At 45.1% G+C, this 17,335-nt stretch carries 17 protein-coding genes and 1 tRNA gene; 2 read left to right on the forward strand and 16 right to left on the reverse strand.

Annotated features, from left to right (window positions below):
• Nucleotides 1-3: 3 nt before the first annotated feature.
• The 4 genes from ASD24_RS10930 to ASD24_RS10945 form a co-directional block, all read right to left on the reverse strand.
• Nucleotides 4-1,356, reverse strand: coding sequence for an FAD-binding oxidoreductase (locus ASD24_RS10930; RefSeq protein ID WP_056695418.1), 1,353 nt, complete (start codon nt 1,354-1,356; stop codon nt 4-6).
• A gap of 226 nt (nt 1,357-1,582) precedes the next feature.
• Entirely contained in the window at nt 1,583-2,104 is a 522-nt protein-coding gene (locus tag ASD24_RS10935) for a MarR family winged helix-turn-helix transcriptional regulator (protein ID WP_056695420.1), read from the reverse strand.
• Between the two features lie 46 nt (nt 2,105-2,150).
• Entirely contained in the window at nt 2,151-2,960 is an 810-nt protein-coding gene (locus ASD24_RS10940) for an alpha/beta hydrolase (RefSeq protein WP_056695422.1), read from the reverse strand.
• Between the two features lie 468 nt (nt 2,961-3,428).
• Nucleotides 3,429-3,767 (reverse strand): winged helix-turn-helix transcriptional regulator, encoded by a 339-nt coding sequence (locus ASD24_RS10945; protein WP_056695424.1) that lies wholly within the window; start codon nt 3,765-3,767, stop codon nt 3,429-3,431.
• Nucleotides 3,768-3,875: 108 nt separating this feature from the next.
• Between ASD24_RS10945 and ASD24_RS10950 the strand changes: the two genes are divergently transcribed.
• Complete coding sequence (locus ASD24_RS10950) at nt 3,876-4,262, forward strand: RidA family protein (protein WP_056695426.1); 387 nt, start codon at nt 3,876-3,878, stop codon at nt 4,260-4,262.
• A 134-nt stretch (nt 4,263-4,396) separates the two neighbouring features.
• Here the strand turns inward: ASD24_RS10950 and ASD24_RS10955 are convergent, their stop codons facing one another.
• From ASD24_RS10955 to nrdR, 3 genes are all read right to left on the reverse strand, one after another.
• Nucleotides 4,397-5,806, reverse strand: a complete 1,410-nt coding sequence (locus ASD24_RS10955; RefSeq protein ID WP_056695427.1) for a stalk domain-containing protein — start codon at nt 5,804-5,806, stop codon at nt 4,397-4,399.
• 424 nt (nt 5,807-6,230) lie between these two features.
• Nucleotides 6,231-6,303 (reverse strand) — tRNA-Ala (locus ASD24_RS10960).
• A 207-nt stretch (nt 6,304-6,510) separates the two neighbouring features.
• Nucleotides 6,511-6,978, reverse strand: coding sequence for a transcriptional regulator NrdR (gene nrdR / locus ASD24_RS10965; RefSeq protein ID WP_056695429.1), 468 nt, complete (start codon nt 6,976-6,978; stop codon nt 6,511-6,513).
• A 116-nt stretch (nt 6,979-7,094) separates the two neighbouring features.
• Here nrdR and ASD24_RS10970 point away from each other — a divergent pair, with 116 nt between their 5' ends.
• Nucleotides 7,095-7,316, forward strand: a complete 222-nt coding sequence (locus ASD24_RS10970) for an alpha/beta-type small acid-soluble spore protein (protein ID WP_053783555.1) — start codon at nt 7,095-7,097, stop codon at nt 7,314-7,316.
• Between the two features lie 164 nt (nt 7,317-7,480).
• Here ASD24_RS10970 and ASD24_RS10975 read toward each other — a convergent pair whose 3' ends face one another.
• The 9 genes from ASD24_RS10975 to ASD24_RS11015 all read right to left on the reverse strand — a co-directional run bounded on the left by ASD24_RS10975 (nt 7,481) and on the right by ASD24_RS11015 (nt 17,189).
• Nucleotides 7,481-8,044 (reverse strand): lytic transglycosylase domain-containing protein, encoded by a 564-nt coding sequence (locus tag ASD24_RS10975; RefSeq protein WP_056695432.1) that lies wholly within the window; start codon nt 8,042-8,044, stop codon nt 7,481-7,483.
• The gene (gene coaE / locus ASD24_RS10980) at nt 8,041-8,637 is read right to left on the reverse strand and encodes a dephospho-CoA kinase (RefSeq protein ID WP_056695434.1); all 597 of its coding nucleotides are present in this window, start codon (nt 8,635-8,637) and stop codon (nt 8,041-8,043) included. The genes ASD24_RS10975 and coaE overlap by 4 nt, the downstream gene beginning before the upstream one ends.
• A gap of 9 nt (nt 8,638-8,646) precedes the next feature.
• Nucleotides 8,647-9,435, reverse strand: coding sequence for an MntP/YtaF family protein (locus ASD24_RS10985; RefSeq protein WP_056695436.1), 789 nt, complete (start codon nt 9,433-9,435; stop codon nt 8,647-8,649).
• A gap of 169 nt (nt 9,436-9,604) precedes the next feature.
• Nucleotides 9,605-10,435: a DNA-formamidopyrimidine glycosylase gene (mutM, locus tag ASD24_RS10990; protein WP_056695437.1), complete on the reverse strand. Its 831-nt coding sequence runs from the start codon at nt 10,433-10,435 to the stop codon at nt 9,605-9,607.
• 131 nt (nt 10,436-10,566) lie between these two features.
• Entirely contained in the window at nt 10,567-13,218 is a 2,652-nt protein-coding gene (polA, locus tag ASD24_RS10995) for a DNA polymerase I (protein WP_056695439.1), read from the reverse strand.
• A 186-nt stretch (nt 13,219-13,404) separates the two neighbouring features.
• The gene (phoU, locus tag ASD24_RS11000; RefSeq protein ID WP_056695441.1) at nt 13,405-14,064 is read right to left on the reverse strand and encodes a phosphate signaling complex protein PhoU; all 660 of its coding nucleotides are present in this window, start codon (nt 14,062-14,064) and stop codon (nt 13,405-13,407) included.
• A gap of 59 nt (nt 14,065-14,123) precedes the next feature.
• A complete protein-coding gene (gene pstB, locus ASD24_RS11005; RefSeq protein ID WP_056695443.1) occupies nt 14,124-14,879 on the reverse strand; it encodes a phosphate ABC transporter ATP-binding protein PstB in 756 nt (251 codons plus the stop codon).
• Nucleotides 14,880-15,127: 248 nt separating this feature from the next.
• Entirely contained in the window at nt 15,128-16,309 is a 1,182-nt protein-coding gene (locus tag ASD24_RS11010) for a methyl-accepting chemotaxis protein (protein ID WP_056695445.1), read from the reverse strand.
• Nucleotides 16,310-16,460: 151 nt separating this feature from the next.
• Nucleotides 16,461-17,189, reverse strand: coding sequence for a response regulator transcription factor (locus tag ASD24_RS11015; protein ID WP_056695447.1), 729 nt, complete (start codon nt 17,187-17,189; stop codon nt 16,461-16,463).
• Nucleotides 17,190-17,335 lie beyond the last annotated feature (146 nt).

Here is a 17,335-nt window from a genome sequence, read left to right on the forward strand (position 1 = left end):
TACCTATCTGATCGGACGAGCCGGTGTGATGCTTTGCGGATTGTTGAACACATTTTTGGGATCATATTTGGCTTTGACTCTGCGTAATCTGGCGTAGTTAGCACCGTAATATACTGGCCCAGAATGCTTAATACCTTGGTCTGGCACGTTAATATATGAACCTACAATGTATGGCTGCAATTTTTGGCGTGTATTACGCACGATTGCAATATTTTTAGCGGCTTGGGATGGTTTCGTCCACGAGCTGTTCCATTCAACATAGAATTTTGCTTTGCGCCAGAAAAAAGCTGTAGACTTAGGTGATTTACGACTTACTGCACCACCCCAGTTGAGGAAAAAGAACCCGGCAAACTCCCCTTCTACATTTTCCAAAAATCTACGCATCGACTTGATCGCTTGGTCTGGAAATGCACGTTTGCCGAAACCGGAAGAGAACTGGTTACTATACCTTTGAGTAAGTACCGGATCTGGAGGCAACAAGAAGGTTACTGCATCGGGATAAGGCACCGAGCGTATAATCGTTTGAGTCGGTGTACCGACACTGGTAAGAGGCCTTAATAGGCGAAGAGCTTCTGTTTTGGAGCCGAGAAATAACCCCTCCATACTCACATTCCCACCCCTTTTAGGGCCAATGGACAACTCACTGCCGAGTCTCGTATCCACGGATGGAGCCCACTTTTGCCAAGCTTTGAGCACGTTTTCCCATTGAGCCCAAGGCCAAGTTATCCGATATACTGTAGCCTTTGCAGGTGCTCGACGTACTTTGAATTTATATTTGGTGTATACGCCGAAGTTCCCTCCGCCGCCTCCCTGAGATGCCCAAAAGAGATCTGCGTTGCAATTTCGGCTTGCACGAATTACTTTTCCATTAGCGTCTACCATTTCGAGTTCGAGCAAGTTATCGCTAATTAATCCAATGGTACGTTGGAGTGGTCCAATTCCCCCACCTAAAGTAATTCCCCCAATACCGACCGTTGGACTGTCACCAAAGGGAGCAATGAAGCCTTTTTTCGCCAGCGTATGGGCGATTCTCCCTACTCTGTTTCCTGTGCCTACAACGACCGTTCCCTTTTTGGAATCCAACTTAATGGTATTCAGTTCACTAACATCGATGACAATGCCACCGTTAACCTGTGATAGATTGACTTCAAGTGCATGCCTTCCACTCCGTGGTCTGATCGGTACGTTGTTTTCACGAGCCCATTTGATGGCATTGGATACATCTTTCGTTTGTTGGGCAAAGACGAATACTTTAGGTTTCCTGTCCGTATGAGGATCCCAATTTTTGCGTGCCGCCTCATATCCTGGATCTCCTTTATAAATAACCCGTCCAGTAAGCTTTGTTGATGATTTCAATATACGCCACTCCCCATTGACCTATTGTTAATTGCCACTCCACGTTAGCACCCTATACTGTATGAAGGACATTCGCGGAGGGAATGGGCACATGCAATGATTACGGGCATAAGAGCGTTATTTTCTTCCCTTTACATAAAAAAAGAATCTTCCTGTGAGCTAATTGCAGCTCTAGGAAAATTCCTTATAAGATTTCATGACTAACTATCCTCGGTAGGTATATTGTTTATTCGTCGACCGGATCAATCTTAACGAGCTTGCGCGGCTCTTGTTCCTTCTCACCATACCAGACTAAGACATCAGCTAATTTATCCAAGATGCGAATAAAATTAGCTTGATCCGTCGCTGAAATATTATCGGCATATTGAAAAATCTCATCGAAACAAAGCTTGCGCACAAACTCCGTGTACTCAGCATACACTTCACGACCCTTAGTCGAAGGTTTAACATAGATGTCTTTGCGATTGCCGCTTAAATGATATTTTTCAAGCAAACCTTTCTCCTTCAAGTTCTTCACATTCTTCGAGAAAGTGCTGCGACTAACGCCAAGACGTAACGCCATTTCAGACATTTTCTCCTCTTTGTCCTCCGCTTCAAGGATATATTCCAAGGTTTGAATCTGCGAAGCAGAGAACATGACATCTGTACCATAACTTCGCTGCAACTTATAGGTATTTGAATATGCATTGCCATATCTAATGATCTTCTCAACGAGTGCTCGATGGTTGCCCATCCATTCCAATTTCATGGATAATCCCTTTCATTTTCAAATTCTCTCTCTAAATGTACTGAAATTAGATATGTTTTTCAATCCAGGTTATCACTTTTTCAATAACTTCATCACGACTAGGCTCATTAAAGATCTCATGCATGAGGTTGGCGTAAATTTTCAATGTTTTGTCGGTCGACGCAATATCTCCGTAAAAATCACGTGAATCCTGTTCACTCACCAGTCCGTCATTTGCTCCATGAAGAACAAGTACCGGATCAACAAATTGCTTCGCATGTTCTTTCAGCCACGCTACTCCATACCCTAGGCTATTGAACAGATCCACAGAAATCTGCTTCTCAACAAGCGGGTCATTATTGTATGCGGATACAACCTCCGGATCACTACATACGCCACTTCCAAGCTCATTCGGAAAATACGTGCCAAGTGGAAGATCCAGCGGCAGCTCTCCGGCAACCTCCGTATTGTAACGCGTGAGTGCTCCTGAAAGTACAATACCTTGAACCTTGCCAGGGTATTTCGTCCCAAACGCAGAGGTTGCAAAGCCGCCCATGCTATGTCCAATCACAAATAGCGGGGTATCGCCGCTCCCTTGTAATGCTTCTTCAACAATGACATTAACATCATCAATAATATGATGAAAATCACTATAAAACGTACGCTGTCCATCTGATCTGGCATGACCCCGGTGGTCAAACCGATAAACACTAACACCACGTTTATTCAGTTGCTCTGTCACATAATCATAGCGCCCAGCATGCTCGCATAATCCATGAACGATAACGACCGCTGCTTTCGCATCCCTGACAACATTTTTACTAAAATAAAGCTGTGTTCCGTCAAATGATTGAATCGTTGTCTCAATCGTGCTCATATTCATCCCATCCTTCTGGTTACACTCAAACACTAAATGGAAAATAAATTGATTAAATCCTTAGCATATGTGTACCCATAATTGTGTTTTTCTGATGCACTTGACCTTCGAATTTCATATTCATTACAAATATTATTGTTTCTTGTAGAAACAATATATCATTCGCGTTCACCTTTGTCTACGCCAAATTAAAGCGTTTACAACGAAGTTATAATCATTATATTTCGTACAAGTTACGGTGCTCAATGTAAACTCTTCAAACGGAGTCTTTTAGCTTTTAGCCTCTCTTGGCAGAGATATAATTAAACTTAAAAAACACCATCACATGATGTGACGGTGCTCTTATGGCGGAGCTCAGGAATGAGTTCTGATTTAAATTTGGTAGAACTTCCTATCTCATGCTGGCAGCGATGCGCTCTATCATTGTGGGATGCTTCTCCTATACCTCTCAAAAATTCCACGTTCGTGCTAACTGCGGTTCTTAACTCCCCAATCACATAGCTGTTCCAACACAGGCAACAATGTCTTAGCCTTGTCCGTGAGGCTATACTCTACTTTAGGCGGCACTTGAGGGTACTCCTTCCGCTGAACCATCCCATCGGCCTCCAACTCCTTGAGCTGGGAGCTTAGGGTCTTAAACGTAATTACTCCAAGCTGCCTTTTCATTTCATTAAAGCGAACCGTTTGTTTTTCCGCTAAGAGATAGAGGATAATCATTTTCCACTTCCCTCCGATTACGGACATGGTATAACCAAACGGTGTATCTGCAATATTTGTATCTCCGCCGTTCAGATCGGATATTCCCATAATTTCACACTACCCTTTCAGATAGTACCTATCTTTAAAGTGCGTACTATCCTATTCTATGTCCCAAGTTTATACTTAGCCTTACTTTGAAGTAAAGGAGAGAATCATATGAATGCAGTTCAAACGTATAATCACAATCTCTGGGATCACGGTATATCACAAGGATATCGTGTAAACGGCACCCTCTACATTTCGGGTCAATTTTCCCATAATGCAGTAGGTGAATTCGTTGGTGCTGGTAACATTGAAACCCAGACGCGTCAAACGCTAGAAAATCTAGATCACGTATTATCCCAGTTCGGCATTACGAAAAACAATCTCGCTTATGTTGAGGTATACCTAACCAACGCACAGGAACATGGAGGGCAAGTTATTGAGCTGTTTAAAGAGTACCTAGGGGAACACCATCGTCCTGCGGGTAGCCTTATTGGTGTTACCTACCTAGCTTACCCCGAACAATTAGTCGAGATCAGAGCAGTAGCACATACGGAATAACGCTATTATAAGCGGTTGGTCATCTCTCTTTATAAAAATGAGAAGCGGTGAATCTCAGCATATAGCTGGGAATCCCGCTTCTCATAACAATTAGTACAGTCTGATCAAAAAACTGCCACAATTAAAAGAGCGACTTAGTGCACGTACTCCCGCTCAATTCGGACTAACTTGCTACTCTCTTCAAAATCAACGGACAGACCCAACTGTTCAGAAACAAATCGCAGTGGCACAAAGGTTACACCCCGAACGACTGTTGGAGCTACGGAAACTGTCGTTTCTACACCATTGACCCGGACTTGCTGGCTACCCGTCTTCAAAACAATTTCCTTCTTATCATCTGAGATCCGAATGACTCGATCTGCTGGATCCCACTCGACGTCGAGTCCTAGTGACTCACTTACAAGCCTTAGTGGAACGAGCGTGCTCCCTTTTTCAATATAAGGACGATTCACTTCATCAAAATAATTCGTTCCCGTACGTGTCTCATATGACCAACCTTTCTCAACAGAAAACTGCAGGTTCCATTTCTCCATCTCGCCCGGATAGAAGTGCTGGGACAAATCATAAAAGTCTACCGTATAAGATAACTCGGTAGCCTGTCCACCCACTGTTCGCAAGCCACTAATGTCAACTTGGTATTTCCCTGTGTACTCCTCTATTCCGTCCAGACGGAAAATAATAGCGTTAGACACGCCGAACCCACTTAACTGCACATTCAAGTATAGATCCTTGTTTAGATCGTTATTTGTACTATCTAACGCCCATTTTTTCTGGCTTTGTAGATCAGTTACTTGTACCTTTACATTCTGCAAAGAAGGCTTCTCATACTTGTCGGGATTCAACGTCACAGACCATGGGTGAGAACCGCCAAATAACTGCTGCGGGAAATCTGCTGCCGGCCATGCGATGTAATCATAATTCACTGCCTCTGCACGGGACTTGTCAAACACCTGCATTGAACCATATCCACCAGCGATACCAAAACCCACCTTCTGCAAAGAAGGATTGAGCACCCAACGGCGATGTCCTACTCGATCTGCATTCCTGCCTGTGTCTGGCATATAACCGTCTAATACATTTCTACTTAAGTTATCTCTTCCGCTTGACAGGTTACTACTTTTAGTGGATTCATAGCCTTTGTTATAAAATTCATCTGTCATATCTGCTGGCTTCTCAGGATAGTGAGACAGCTTATCGGTAGCAGCCAGTAAGACCGCACCATGCTGTGCCAACTCATTCAATTCGTTATTCAACTGCACATCACTTGGCAATCCCGCCAACGCACGAACAAGATTCGTAGCTAACAAGGCTTGTTCAAGCATCGTCTGATTTACTTTTCCGATCTCATATGGTGCTTTAAAGGAAGGTTCGATATCATAAGTCTTTAATCCAACGTTCATGTCCTGCAGTTGATTCCATGTTCGCTTGACCTCATCCCGTTCAGGAAAATGAAGTCCCGCTGCTGATGTCAGATTAGGCGTGAGCATGAATATTACAACCCACATCATCATCACAGCAGCGCATCGCAATACATTTCGTTTCATCTCTGTTATTCCCCATTCTCTTAGTAGCTATTGTTGCAAGAAGTCTTTGATCTAAAAAATGAATGTTCCTCTAGCTTTAACTATGTATCTCTCCAGCAAGATGTTCCTAAAGAAAAGCTCACTCCTTTACTGTCATATTTAGTTACTTCTGTGATATAAGCATATAAACCTTCCATCATCATAACAGAACCCTTATATAGGTTCTACTATATTTAACCAAGGTGACCAACCTTGCCATGAAGTGCGGCACCGAGTGCTGGGAGCTGCACACGAGTGTGAAAATAGAGGCTTCCTTTAGTTATAGAAGCACCACCTTTAAATTTTTCGTCTGCACTGAATTTCTTACATCTAAAAACTGCAATTTAACATAGCAAAAACCCGCCAAACACTCGAAAATCCTTGTGTTTAGCGGGTTCTTTAGTTATGGAGCCTAGGGGGATCGAACCCCTGACCTCATCGCTGCCAGCGATGCGCTCTCCCAGCTGAGCTAAGGCCCCAAGATATACAATGATAACTCGTCCACCACTGCAACATTCCGCAGGCGACCCCTTTATCATATTCAATACGTGTTTTACTGTCAATATCTTTTTCTGCTCCCACAAAGCTACCCAAAGGATCTGGAGAAGAACAATCTTCCTACCTGGAACACAATCATGATGACTTATCGTAACCCCAGCTTGCTCTTCTCCCTTTGCCCCAGGAATCTAATCCTCCAGGTCTTCCTTGGACAGCAATGATTTCAATTCTTTCATGAACATATTGATGTCTTTGAATTGACGGTACACCGAAGCAAAGCGAACATATGCCACTTCATCCACCGGAAAGAGCTGTTCCATCAATAACTCACCAATCTGGCGACTTTCCACTTCCGCATCAGCGGTATTACGCAAAGACTTCTCTACTTCAGAAACCATCATCTCAAGTGTCTCCACCGAGACTGGACGTTTCTCACATGCGCGAATAAGTCCGCGGAGTATTTTATCCCGACTGAACTCTTCTCGGCTTCCATCTTTCTTAATAACAATCAGCGGTGTTTCTTCCACCATCTCAAAAGTGGTAAATCGGCGGCTACATTGCTCGCATTCCCGACGGCGACGAATGGATTTTGCTTCATTGGCCGGACGGGAATCAAGCACCTTGGTGCCCATAAAAGCACAATAAGGACATTTCATTTTTTGGTCACTTCCCATGTTTGACTTTTTTCCATAAGTTCCCTGTAAGCATTTTGTAATGAAAATGGTATCTACGACACATAATACTTTTACCAACCGCGAGGAGGTGAACAGCAATGGCACAAAGCAACGGTAACTCCAACAACTTGGTGGTAACTAAAGCTTCCGCAGCCCTGGAACAACTGAAATACGAAGTTGCTCAAGAACTCGGAATCAGCATCCCACAAGACGGATACCAAGGTAACATGACTTCTTACGAGAACGGTTCGATCGGTGGATACATCACGAAGCGTCTGGTAACAATTGCAGAACAGCAATTGGCAGGTCAATACCAATAATATCTGCATCGTAATACGGTATTATAGAGGAGCATGGGGCGACCGGTGAACAACCGGTCTGCTCTGTGCTTCTACTATTATAACCGACTCTTGTACCGTGCATGAGAACCATACATTTTCACACTTATCTGCATCTAGCTACAGCATCACACGATATATCCGAACTAGAACGTATTATAGATTTTAACATATTGATTATAATAATAAATGACACGTTGTACATAGTGCCGGGTTTCTCCAAAAGGAATGTCCTTGACTGTATCAAATGACCCATCCCACACGCCATCTCGGAGCCAGCTACTAACCTTACCTGGTCCCGCATTGTACGCAGCAATCATGACCGCCTCATTGCCATCAAACTGATCGGACAAGTTCTTCAGGTACCAAGTACCAAGCTGAATGTTCCTCTCAGGCTTATGCTTCAGTTCTTCTAATGACGTACCCGGGATTTTGGCCTGCTCCATAATCCAATTGGCCGTATCCGGCATGAGTTGCATAAGTCCGATGGCGCCACGCTTGGATTCCAAGCTTGTTTTGAAGTTAGTCTCTACCTTAATAATTGAAGCAATTAGAAACGGGTCTACTTCATAGCTATAGGATTGTGCCCGAATCTCTTCCTTATAATGAATCGGGTAGAACCAAGCCATCCAGTTCGTATTCAAAAACAGCACTAGAACGAAGGAAACAAACATCAACAGCAGTACCCGTTTCTTACGTAGCCATTTCATATTAATCCCTTACCTTGCAGGAAAGAGATGACTTGCTGCTCTGTATCGTGCCATGCTCCACTGTTATCGATAACGATATCAGCAAGCTGCTTTTTCTGCTCGATGTCCATCTGAGCCGCAATCCGGGCGTCAGCCTGCTCACCAGTCAACCCATCCCGGCTCATCAATCGTTCTCTCTGTATCGCTCTAGGTACGTATACAACGACGACTTCATCGAACCCTTTTTCCAGACCCGACTCGTACAATAAAGGAATATCCGATACCACAAGCTTATCCGGGTGCGCCTGCTCATATGCGGCCGCTCGTTCTCTCATCTCTCGGCGAATCGCCGGATGGGTAATAGCCTCAAGCGCTTTACGCTCCTCTGGATGCTGGAAAACAATACTGCCTAGCTTCTTCCGATCCAACGTCCCGTCTTCATGAAGAATGGCTTGTCCGAACCGCTGTACAGCGGCAGCCAAAACAGGATGCCCGGGCATCATGACCTCCCGGGCAATAACGTCTGCATCAATGAGCAGTGCTCCTTTACTGGCAAGAAGGGCGGAAACACTGCTCTTTCCTGTGGCGATTCCGCCGGTTAAGCCAATATTCATCATTTCACCTCACAACAGCTTCATTATTCCCATAAACATTAATAACAGTGCTGGCAACACGGACAATCGACGCATCCATTGCAGCGCAGCAAAACGAAGTCCAACCTTCATCCCGAGTGACAGAAATGCTCCACTGAACAATGCAATGACAAGTGCTGTCCACAGCGTTGGAAATCCGAGTAGCGCAGCTCCAAGCCCTGCACCGAATGCATCCAGTGATAGTGCAATACCCAGCCACATCGCTTCTTGAGTCGAGATGCTTCCCGAATTGTCCATGTCTGCCTTGGAGGGACTTCGGAGTATTTGAATGACGACACCTAATTTTCGAAGTTCTAAGGTGAAGACCATCCGCTCCACAGATCCACCTGAAGCTGATTGCTCCAGTTCCAATGCGAGAACCTGGTTTTTCCCTTTGGAAGTTACCTCTTGCTCCGTTAAGGCTATTGTTCCGTTGGCTCTACTCTCTACATGCTCGCTTGCCGAAGTTTCCACTGTACCTTCATCCGTTTCCGCTCTTTCCTTACTCTGCTTGCGTATAAGCTGGAATAGTGACCATCCACCAATCGCAATCAATATCACAGCCCCAACTTCGGATGCTACATTCGGCGAAACTACATGGGATAGCAGCACCCCTACCTGCATAGACAAGGCGATTACTAATCCCGAACAAATAGAGATAACAGCAATGGATAGCAACGGAATCTTGGTTTTGCGCAGCCCATATGTAATCCCGACTCCAAAACCATCTAAACTAAGCGCCAAAGCAAGCGCCAGTAATGAAACAAAATGATGCAGCACCCCGGATTCCTCCCCTGTGCGGATCCATTCCAACCGACAGATGTCAGTATGGGTATACGCCCGCTTATTTCTGCCATATCAGTATATGGAGGGAGGAATCCAAGGGTGCTTCAGTTTAAAAGATCGTTCAAAAAGTAATGTGTACTTCAGGCGCAGCATAGCGACGCAACTACAGTATCGGCTGGCATTTCGGGCAGTAATGTGTGCCCCTGCCACCCACCACACTTTTCTCAATTAATGTCCCACAAGTATGGCAAGGCTCGGCTTTGCGTCCATAAATTTTCAATTGATGCTGGAACATGCCCATCTCACCTTGACCATTCACATAAGACTTAATCGACGAGCCACCTGCATTGACTGCATCCTGCAATGTCGACACAATCGCTTCATGCAATACCGTCAGCTGAGCCTCAGACAATGTATTGGCGATCGTCTCCGGATGAATACCTGCGCGGAACAGAGCCTCGTCCACATATATATTCCCAATCCCGACGACATATGCCTGATTCAATAATACAGCCTTAATCTTGGTTGTCCGTTTGCCGACGGCATCGCGAAAGGCAGCAACTGTAAACGCCGGATCAAGCGGTTCTAAACCTAACTTCAACAAAGGTTTGGAGACAAGCTCCTCTCCTGCATTGAACAGATGCATCGTGCCAAACTGACGTACATCCTTATAACGTAATTCAGTTCCGTCGGTAAAGTGAAAGATCACATGAGTATGTTTCTCTACCTCTTCGTGTTGCTGATACACACCATAGCGCCCTTCCATCCGAAGATGAGAGACAAGCACCAGCCCGTCCAGCAAAATACGTAAAAACTTACCTCTGCGCTCCACACCGATAACTGTATGTCCCGCGAGTTCTAATGCAAAAGCATCTATATCGTCCGGCCGCTGAATAATACGCGGCAAACTAACGGTAACTCGATCAATGGTCTTACCTACGATAAGTTGATTCAATGTTCTTCTGACTGTTTCGACTTCCGGTAATTCCGGCATGATGTTCTCACCTCCCCTATATTATAACGGAAGATAAGGCTCAGCGGGACCCTTTCTTGTGTCAAAAGCATGGGAGAAACCAATTGTAAAATATCGGTAGCCCCCACTACTTTCCATACTACCATTATCTATTATTTCGCTTCGTACCAGTTCTCCCCGTAGCTAACTTCTGCTTTGAGCGGCACAGACAGCTCTAACGCTTTTTCCATGACAGCTGGCACAAGCTCCTTCATCGTTTCCAATTCATCTGCCGGCACTTCGAATACAAGCTCATCGTGTACCTGAAGCAGCATACGGCTGTTCAAGTTACGCTCACGCAGCGCCTCATCCATCTGCACCATAGCAAGCTTAATAATGTCTGCCGCTGTTCCTTGAATTGGTGTATTCATCGCTGTACGTTCGGCAAAGGAACGTATGTTGAAGTTGCTTGCGTTAATTTCAGGGAGGTAACGACGACGCTCCAACAACGTTTTGACATATCCATCCTTACGCGCTTCCTTCACAATATCATCCATATACCGACGTACGCCTTGGAATACTTCGAAGTATTGATCAATAAACTGCGCTGCCTCTTTACGCGTTATGTTCAAGTTCTGGGATAAGCCGTAGTCGCTTATGCCATACACGATTCCGAAATTTACCGCCTTAGCTGATCGACGCATATCACTATCCACTTCTTCAGCCTTCACCCCAAATACGTCAGAGGCCGTCTTCGTATGGATATCCATATCATTTACAAAAGCTTCCTTCAATCGCTCATCATCTGAGATATGTGCGAGTACACGCAATTCGATCTGAGAATAGTCTGCAGCCAATATCGTCCAACCAGGCTCCGAAGGTACGAATACCTTCCGGATCTTACGACCTTCCTCCATCCGGATCGGAATGTTCTGTAGGTTCGGGAATTGACTGCTCAGGCGCCCAGTAGCCGCGATCGTCTGACGATAATACGTATGAACCTTGCCATCTCGCGGTGAAATCTCCTTCAGTAAACCTTCCACATAAGTGGATTGCAGCTTCGCCAACTGACGGTATTGCAAAATATGCTGGACTACCTCATGATACGGAGCAAGTTTCTCCAACACTTCCGCATCGGTGGAATAACCCGTTTTGGTTTTCTTCACCACAGGCAGACCTAGTCTATCAAACAAAATTTCACCCAACTGTTTCGGTGAATTAAGGTTAAATTCCGTACCCGAGAGGCGATAAATTTCGGACATCAATCGACCAATTTGTTCTTCGAATTCATGACCCAGAGCCTGCAAATCAGCCGTATTTGCCTTGATTCCCTGCTTCTCCATATCAGCCAAAATACGTGATAACGGCATCTCCAGCTCATGGAACAGTGAATTCATCTCATCACTCTCAAGCGCCTTCTCCTGCAGTGGGATAATGGCTGCTACTGCCGCCGCTTTACGACATAGGAAATCACCCAACACTTCCACCTCAGGCACTTTATACTTGGCACCTTTGCCCATCACCGTATCATCCTCTACCAAAGACGGTAACCCGTACTTCGCAGTTAAGCCACTAATCGTCTGGTTGGACTCTGTAGGGTCGAGCAGATATGCAGCCAACTGCACGTCAAAAGCCGCTCCCGCAAATTCAATGCCGTGGGCATGAAGTGCAAGATCTACGCGGTGTAGATCATATCCTCGCTTAGGCTCGTCTGAATTCGCTAGCCATGCTCTTACAGAAGAAGCTGCCTTCCATTGAAGCAGTTCGGGAGACAAGAAGATGTACTCTTCGCTTGAACCTAACGCGATCCCAACCAATTCCGCCTGATGCGGATTGTCACCGTGCGTTTCCACATGTATAACATCAATGGTCTCGAGCGAGGCAAATAGGTCTTCAATCGTTTCCTCTGTAGCGATCGTAGAATTGACCTCAGCCGCTGGCACAGCTTCTACTGCGTCTATCTTGCCACTGAAGTTCAGACGTTCAAGCAATGACTTGAATTCTAGCTTCGCCAGTGCTGGCCCTGCTGTTTCTTCCTGCAAGCCGGCAAACTGCATATCTTCCCACGTCTGCTCCAATGGAACCTCGCGATGGATCGTAGCTAGCTGCTTACTCATCCGAGCATCTTCAGCGTGAGCTTCGATCTTTTCTTTCATTTTACCTTTCAACTCGGCTGTGCCATTCAGTACATCCTCTACGGTACCGAACTGATGCAACAGCTTTAATGCTGTCTTCTCTCCCACTCCAGGAATGCCTGGAATATTATCAGAGGTATCGCCCATCAGACCTTTCAAGTCGATAATCTGCAATGGAGTCAAGCCATAACGCTCCTTAATCTGGGCAGGGTCGTACAATTCTATATCCGTTACACCTTTGCGTGTTAGCCCGATATGAACATGGTCAGAGGCAAGCTGCAGCATGTCCTTGTCACCCGATACAACGAGTACCTGTCTTCCCGCTTCGTCAGCACGTTTGGTCAACGTTCCGATGATGTCATCCGCTTCGAATCCTTCAAGCTCAAACTGTGCAATGCCGAATCCTCGCAGCAATTCTTTGAGCAAAGGGAATTGTTCGGACAATTCAGGTGGTGTTTTCTCGCGGCCACCTTTGTACTCCTGATATCCTTCGTGACGGAAAGTCACCTTGCCCGCATCAAATGCCACCATCACATGTGTCGGCTTATGCTCTTCCAGCAGCCTTAACAGCATTGTGGTGAACCCATATACCGCGTTGGTATGTAATCCTTTTGAATTGGTCAACGGCGGCATTGCAAAAAACGCCCTATATATAATGCTATTTCCATCTATGAGAATAAACTTGTCCATTCCAGCACCTCACGTATCATATGGTCACACTTCAGATTCTATATCTACTCTCATGATACCATACACACCTGCAACAACAAAAAAGGAACTTCCCTTGAACAACCTATATGGATAGGCGTCCTGAGAAAGTTCCTTCATTCCGTGCATGTAAGTCCCCAATTCCAATCGTATGCTTATAAATTACAATTACTGGTTCAGATCCGGACGTTTACCCGTCACCAGATATACCGTGCTCTCGCCAATGTTAGTTGCGTGGTCACCGATACGCTCAATGTAGCGACCTACCATCATCAACAGCATCGCTTGTGAAGCCCGGTTCGGTTGATCTGTCATGAAGGTGTATAGATCACTGATCATGTGGCTGTACAGTTGGTCAACCTGATCATCAGTCTGAGCCATTTTGTAAGCCAGATCCGTGTTTTCCTTCAGGAAGGATTCAATCGATTCATCGATCATTACCTTCACGATTTCAGCCATTCTCGGAATATCAACAAGAGGTTTAATTAACTCTTGACCTTCCATACGAAGTGTCACTTTGGCTACATCCAATGCAAGATCACCCATGCGCTCAAGATCACTGGAGATTTTGAATGCAACGATAATGCGGCGTAGATCCTTGGCAACCGGCTGTTGTGTAATAATGAGCTTGGAACCAAGTTCCATAATTTTGTCTTCCAGCGCATTCAGATTTGCATCATTCTTGATGATGACCTGAGCTTTATCCACGTCTAGTGTCTGAAGACTCTCGATAGCACCATCCAATGCTGTTCCTACGTGCTCGCCCATCTCACGAAGCAATGTACGCAATTCCTCAAGCTCTTGATCAAATTCTTTTCTTTGAATCATAGGTTCCATCCCCCTCGTCCATCATCTCCGGATATGCCGGGAACATTCAATCAGCTTACTTAACCGAACCTTCCGGATATATAATCCTCGGTTCGGGAATCCTGCGGTGTGGAGAATAATGTCTCGGTATCCGCAGCTTCCACCACTTCACCATTCAGGAAAAATACCGTACGACCGGATACCCGCGCGGCCTGATGCATGTTATGGGTTACCATAACAATCGTATATTTATTATGCAATTCCTTAACAAGCTCCTCTATTTTAAGCGTAGAGATTGGATCGAGGGCTGAGGTTGCTTCGTCCATAAGTAATACGTCAGGCTGAACAGCGAGTGCACGTGCAATACACAGACGTTGCTGTTGACCACCAGATAGGCTTAGTGCTGACTTTTTGAGTACATCTTTCACTTCGTCCCACAGGGCAGCATGTGTTAAACTTTGCTCCACCAGTTTATCCAGCTCAGCTTTCTGCGTTACCCCATGCAGACGTGGGCCGTAAGCTACGTTATCGTAGATTGATTTTGGAAAAGGATTCGGCTGCTGGAATACCATTCCCACCCGCTTGCGCAACGTTTCAACTTCGATCTCGTTGCTGTAGATATCCGAGCCGTCCAGCATAACTTGTCCTTCCACGCGAACGCCTGGAATCATGTCATTCATTCGATTCAATGTACGGAGCAATGTGGATTTACCACAACCCGATGGGCCAATAAACGCAGTAACCGTTCGCTCCGGCAAGTCCATCGATATATTTTTAAGCGCATGATGCGTATCATAGTATAAATTAAGTTTATCAATGTGAATGAGGTCTTTCATGGATGCTCACTTCTCCTTCGCTGCAGGGAAATTTAGTCCCTTTACGTTGATGCCCAATCACTATGATCAGAACAAGCTTCTTGGCCATCTTTAACATCCTACCTTCCCATTGTAAAAACCGTATCACTTTCATGTTAACGGAATGTAAAAAGACATCTTCCTCGCCATGATCCTTAGGGTTTAATCATAGCAACGATGGATGCCTTTATATGCATTAATTAGATTTAAAATTTTGTAAGATGAAGTGGTTAATAGGAGCGAGCCATCTCTTTCAACTGGGTACGGATATGTAAAGCCATATCTGCCGCTCTCTCTCCCTCCGAAGCTATCCCCTCTGCAACACGAGACATTCCTGCAACAGCGCTGTTCAACTCCCTGAAAGCTAACTCTCCAGCAGTAACGTGTGATGAACTGTCATCAATCTCCGCGGCACTTGCCCGGATCGATTCTACGGTCTGTTTCGTAAGGTCACCGATACCTTCAAGCAAAGACGACATATTTCCAGCTACCTCACGAGTCTGTTTGGCAAGCAAACGAATTTCACCGGCTACCACTTGGAACCCGCGACCATATTCTCCTGCATGAGCAGCTTCGATAGAAGCATTCATAGCAAGCAAAGCACTCTGATCTGCCAAGGAACGGATAGAACTTGCCATCCCTGCACCAGTTTGAATAGAGTCCAACATTACATTAGTATGCTGACGCTGCCCCTCCATATGCCGGTAGACCCGCTGATACGACATTTCGACTTGTGTAAGGCTACGTTCTCCATCCTCAGATAGATGCATAATTCGCTGTGCTTCTTCTCCCGCTTGTCCCGCAGCCTGGACTAAACTTGTAACCGATTCGTTAATGCGGGCAATCTCTTGCCTTGATTCGGTAATCGTTCGTATACGCTCCTCACTCGCCTGATGCTGCAACTTCCGTGATAGAAACATCATATCCCGCACGGTTAAGACGCCTAGTAGTTTGTCCTCTTCCGTAACTAGGATACAATCATAAAAATGCTGCTCTTCTCGCTTCAACGCAATATCAATAATGCTTGGTGCATCTGCTGAAACGTCCACAATAACCGGCAATGAATCCACGACATGTTGAACTGCCTTACGATAAAATAAATCTGCTGCAAAACGTCCATTAAGGAGTCGATACAACGTCTCCCTCATTAACAAACCAAGCGGCTTCATCTGTTCGTCACACATTACGATACATGGATAGGCCTCATTTGCATTTAACATACTAGCCGCTTCCCCACAAGTGGTATGTACATGTACAACCGGAACTTCTCGGCAATAATCACGAATCGATAACGGATGCTTAAGAAGTGTGTTTTCAGGCTTTTGAACTTCCTTCATCTGGGTTATGTTCTCTTGTACATGACTGTCCTGTTCAGACAAGTCAAGTGGTCTTGCTTCAAGCAACATAGGCATAAATGCGCATTCTCCTTTACGTATGAACTCCATCCTGCGGTGCATTATGTAGGTATAAAGTATCAATCATTCGAATTTATGCTACTCTTCATTCATGAAGGAAAATAATTCTTTATGTAAAATCAATGTAAAAAAAACTCCCCAATCATCGTTAACTCGAATGATGGGGAGTTTTTCTTTTTACAACCAATTTATAACCTACACCACGAATCGAATCAATGTGAACCGATTCTGGATCTAACTCTAACTTTTTCCGCAATGAGCTTACGTGAACATCGACTGTACGTTGACCTCCGATATAATCGAAGCCCCAGACTGCATTCATCAGATCATCGCGAGTGAGCACAACACCCGGTTTCTTCGCAAGATAGAGAAGTACTTCGAACTCCTTCGGCCGCAAACTAATGGACTGTCCACCAAGTGTTACTTCATACTTCAATGGATAGATCTCCAGTTCACCCAATACAATTCGGGAGCCTTCTTTGTCCTCAGGTTGGGGCAAGTCCTCACCGTTGGAATATCGTCTTAACACTGCGTCTACTCTGGCGAGCAATTCCGATACGCCAAATGGCTTCGTGATATAATCATCTGCTCCTGATTTCAGACCTTGTACAACCTCAGCTTCACCGGTTTTGGCTGTCAGAATGATCACCGGCGTGGTTACACCTTGAACTCTCAATTTGTTCAGAATGTCCAGACCATTCATTCCTGGCAACATCAGATCTAGCAATATCAGGTCGAAATCCTGGGATAATGCTCGATCATATCCAGATGATCCGTGATCCTCCGCTGTTACATCATAGCCTTCCTGTGTAAGGTTATACGTAAGCAATCTTGATAATGTAGGTTCGTCTTCAATTACAAGCAAACGCTGTGCCATGATACCCCTTCTCTCCTTATAGTGCGCGTTCAAACATACCAACTATGAGAACATTCTCACCTATTATAATTGTTCTATAGCCACAACACATTTCCTATCATAGCACCTATTTGTTAACTTAGTGTAAAGAAAAGCACACCTTTTTA

Origin of the sequence: Paenibacillus sp. Root52, assembly GCF_001426865.1 — a bacterium.
Taxonomy (GTDB): Bacteria; Bacillota; Bacilli; order Paenibacillales; family Paenibacillaceae; genus Paenibacillus.